A 3,164-nucleotide genomic window follows, 5' to 3' on the forward strand; every position below is an offset into this window, starting at 1 on the left:
AAATAGCAATTACATTTCCATTTTTATCGAGTACTCTGCCTTCAGCTGCTCCTTCTTCATACGCTGTTACAACACCAGTTTTAGGGTTGACATAAATTTTATTTTTACTAAATAAGACATATTTGTATTGATTTCCGCTTGGCGTCATTGACCAAGGTTTCCCCACTTTAATGTGCATAAATTCACCTTGCACATCAGATACTTGATAAACCGATTTTGTTGATTCTGGATTGTTTACTTCAGCGTAAGTTTTAGTAGTAGCAAAAGTTCCTAAGCTTCCAATTCCAATGGTAGTAGCTAACGCAATTCCAACAAATTTTTTCATGTGATAATACCTCCTTTTTTAATTCATACCTGTATATTAAACGGTTAGTTTTTCATGTCACTTTCATTTACCTTACAATAACCTTAAATGTATTTTTGAAAATTCTGACTGATGTGAGGGAGAGTATGAAAAAAATATATTAATTGTTGATGATGACAAAGATATTGTTGATCTTTTAAAGCTTTTTTTAGAAATGGAGACTTTTTTTGTTGTAGAGGCTTCAAATGGTGAAGGTGCTTTAAAGTGTCTAGAAGAAAATCATATTGATTTAGCTATTGTTGATATTATGATGCCTAAAATGGATGGTTATCAATTAATTAAAAAGATTCGTGAGACGCTACAATTCCCAATACTTATATTGTCAGCTAAATCTCAAGAAGTAGATAAAATTATAGGTTTAGGGATTGGAGCAGATGACTTCATTACAAAGCCATTTAGTGCTTTAGAAATTATAGCTAGAGTTCAAGCTCACCTTAGAAGGTCCTATGAATTTAATGATAAGGCTGTAGAAGGTAAGGAGAAGCAAATTCATATGGGTGATTTAATATTAGATCATCATTCTTGTACACTCTATAAATCAAGCGAAACCATTACTCTCAGTGCTACGGAATATAAAATCTTAACACTTTTTATGGGGGATCCAGGGAGAATATTTACTAAAAAACAAGTTTTTGAAAGTGTATGGTCTGATTATTACTGTGCAGATGATAATACAATTATGGTTCATATTAGTAGACTACGAGAAAAATTAGAGGATTCTCCTAAGAATCCAGTTTATATAAAAACGATCCGGGGGCTTGGGTATAGATTTGCTAGGAAGGAAGAACTTTATGAAAAATAAAGTTTTATATATCTTAATTAAAAATTACGTTATATTTGCACTAGCAATAGGTTTCACGGTGATAATTTTATTTATATTTTTGATGTACCAAACAGAGAAGCAACTAGGAAAGCTAAATAATTTAAAAGCAAGTGAAGTAGTGCGTGAAAACTTTGAAACTATTAATATTGTGTAATAAAAAATTGTATTAGCACTCATACTAAAAGAAAAAGAATTGAAAAATACATAGACAGACAAGATAATCCTTTTACTAAAGAAAATATTCGAAACATGTATCCAGACATAAGTGAAAGTACTATAAATAAAACATTACACGCTTTAAATTCACAGGGATACATTAAATTAGTTTCTAAAGGTAGAAATGCAACATGGATAAAGCGTAAATTAACTTAGGATAAAGAACTAGAACACTGGCAAATAATAAACAAGGAGAACCCAAAAAGGGTTCTCCTTGTTTATTATTTGTTAGACTAATGTATCTTTTAGAAGGATAAAGAAGTAAAATATACTATTTATTAATTGCAATCTAATCATAAAATTTTGTATCACATCTTTAAGAAAGACTGTTCTACTCGTTATGATTTTCTAAACCAAATTGTCCCTTTTTACGCATAGTGTAATAAATAGGGAGGCCGAGTGCAGTTAGACCTATTCCACATAAAGCTAGCAGAGGTTGAGTGAATAAGGTATTAATAACAATGAACAATCCGCCAATAATAGCAACTAATGGTATAAAAGGATACAATGGAACTTTATAAGGTCGCACAAGTTCGGGTTCCCTTTTTCGTAAGATGAATACAGCAAGGAATGTCATCGTGTAGAATATCCATATTACAAATACCAACATATCAGTAAGAGTATTGAATCCGCCGACGGCCATCATAATAATTGAAATAAATAGCATAAATAGACCAGAATTATAAGGGACACGACTATTTTTAGATAAAGTAGCAAACCATTTACTAAATGGTAATTTGTTCTCAATAGCCATGGCATAAGGAATTCGCATTCCCGTCATAATATAACCATTAATCGTTCCAAATACGGAAATTAAAATACCGATGGTAACTAGTTTTCCTCCCATAGCCCCAAAAAGGATTGTAGCTACTTGAGAGGCTGGTGTATCAGTACCTGCGAGTGATGTTGCAGACATGACCATTAGGAACGCGACATTAATTAATAAATACACAACCATTACTGTTGATAATCCTAATACGATTGCTTTAGGTAAGTCTTTTTTAGGGTTTTTCATTTCTCCAGCAATGTTCCCTACATGAATCCAGCCATCATAGGCGAACATCGTTGCGAGTAAACCAGATCCAAGTGCAGATATCATAGATTTGTTTGGCCCTGCCTCAATTGGAAAAAGCTGAAAAGTAACGTCACTTTTGTGTAGTAATCCAAAAATAATAATCAATGCTAGTGGAAGCAATTTACATATAGTCGAAGCCATTTGGATACCGCCAGCCGCTTTAGCTCCTAAAAAGTTCATAAGAGTTACAAATGTTGCTGTGATAATTGCAATTGCGATAATTAGCATTTTGTGTTCATTAACATTTAGGCCAAATAAACTAACCGTTTGTGTCCCGAAAATAATAGCAAGAGCTGCAATATTTGCAGGGAAGTATATGACAGTTTGTGCCCAGCCAAGCAAGAAAGCAGTTAAGTTTCCATAAGTCCTCTTTAAATATGCCATCATTCCCCCCGTTTCAGGAATAGCAGCAGATAGTTCAGCAGCAGTTAGTCCTGCGCAAACGGTCAAGATACCACCAATTACCCATGCAAGTAATCCTAGGCTAGCTGTTCCTGTTACTCCATATAATGCAGTGGGCTTGAAAAATACTCCGGCGCCGATAACGGTACCAATAACTGTGGTTAATGCTGCAAAGAAACCAATATCCTTTTTTAGTTGTTGTTGTGACAAAATAATCACTCCTAATTAGAAAAATATATAAATTCTCTTATGAATTCTTTATCCTGTTTGTTAAATTATTTGAT

Annotated in this window: 3 protein-coding genes and 2 pseudogenes; 3 read left to right on the top strand and 2 right to left on the bottom strand. The window is 33.2% G+C overall.

Translation table 11 applies throughout. The annotated features are described in order from the left end of the window. Nucleotides 1–325 (bottom strand): hypothetical protein (locus ACQGSG_RS27880; RefSeq protein ID WP_426948562.1); only part of this gene is annotated, 325 nt, incomplete at its 3' end. Between the two features lie 136 nt (nucleotides 326–461). Between ACQGSG_RS27880 and ACQGSG_RS27885 the strand changes: the two genes are divergently transcribed. The 3 genes and pseudogenes from ACQGSG_RS27885 to ACQGSG_RS27895 form a co-directional block, all read left to right on the top strand. Beyond that, nucleotides 462–1,166: a response regulator transcription factor gene (locus ACQGSG_RS27885; protein ID WP_426948564.1), complete on the top strand. Its 705-nt coding sequence runs from the start codon at nucleotides 462–464 to the stop codon at nucleotides 1,164–1,166. After that, nucleotides 1,156–1,332, top strand: a pseudogene (locus tag ACQGSG_RS27890) (sensor histidine kinase); the annotation flags it as partial. The gene ACQGSG_RS27885 and the pseudogene ACQGSG_RS27890, both read left to right, overlap by 11 nt. Continuing rightward, a pseudogene (locus ACQGSG_RS27895) lies at nucleotides 1,332–1,559 on the top strand (Fic family protein); the annotation flags it as partial. The pseudogenes ACQGSG_RS27890 and ACQGSG_RS27895, both read left to right, overlap by 1 nt. Before the next feature lie 175 nt (nucleotides 1,560–1,734). On the opposite strand, the gene ACQGSG_RS27900 reads toward ACQGSG_RS27895, so the two are convergent. Further along, complete coding sequence (locus tag ACQGSG_RS27900; RefSeq protein ID WP_087964769.1) at nucleotides 1,735–3,090, bottom strand: APC family permease; 1,356 nt, start codon at nucleotides 3,088–3,090, stop codon at nucleotides 1,735–1,737. Nucleotides 3,091–3,164: the final 74 nt, after the last annotated feature.

The organism is Bacillus sp. GMa5/1 (assembly GCF_050172015.1).
GTDB lineage: Bacteria > Bacillota > Bacilli > Bacillales > Bacillaceae_G > Bacillus_A > Bacillus_A cereus.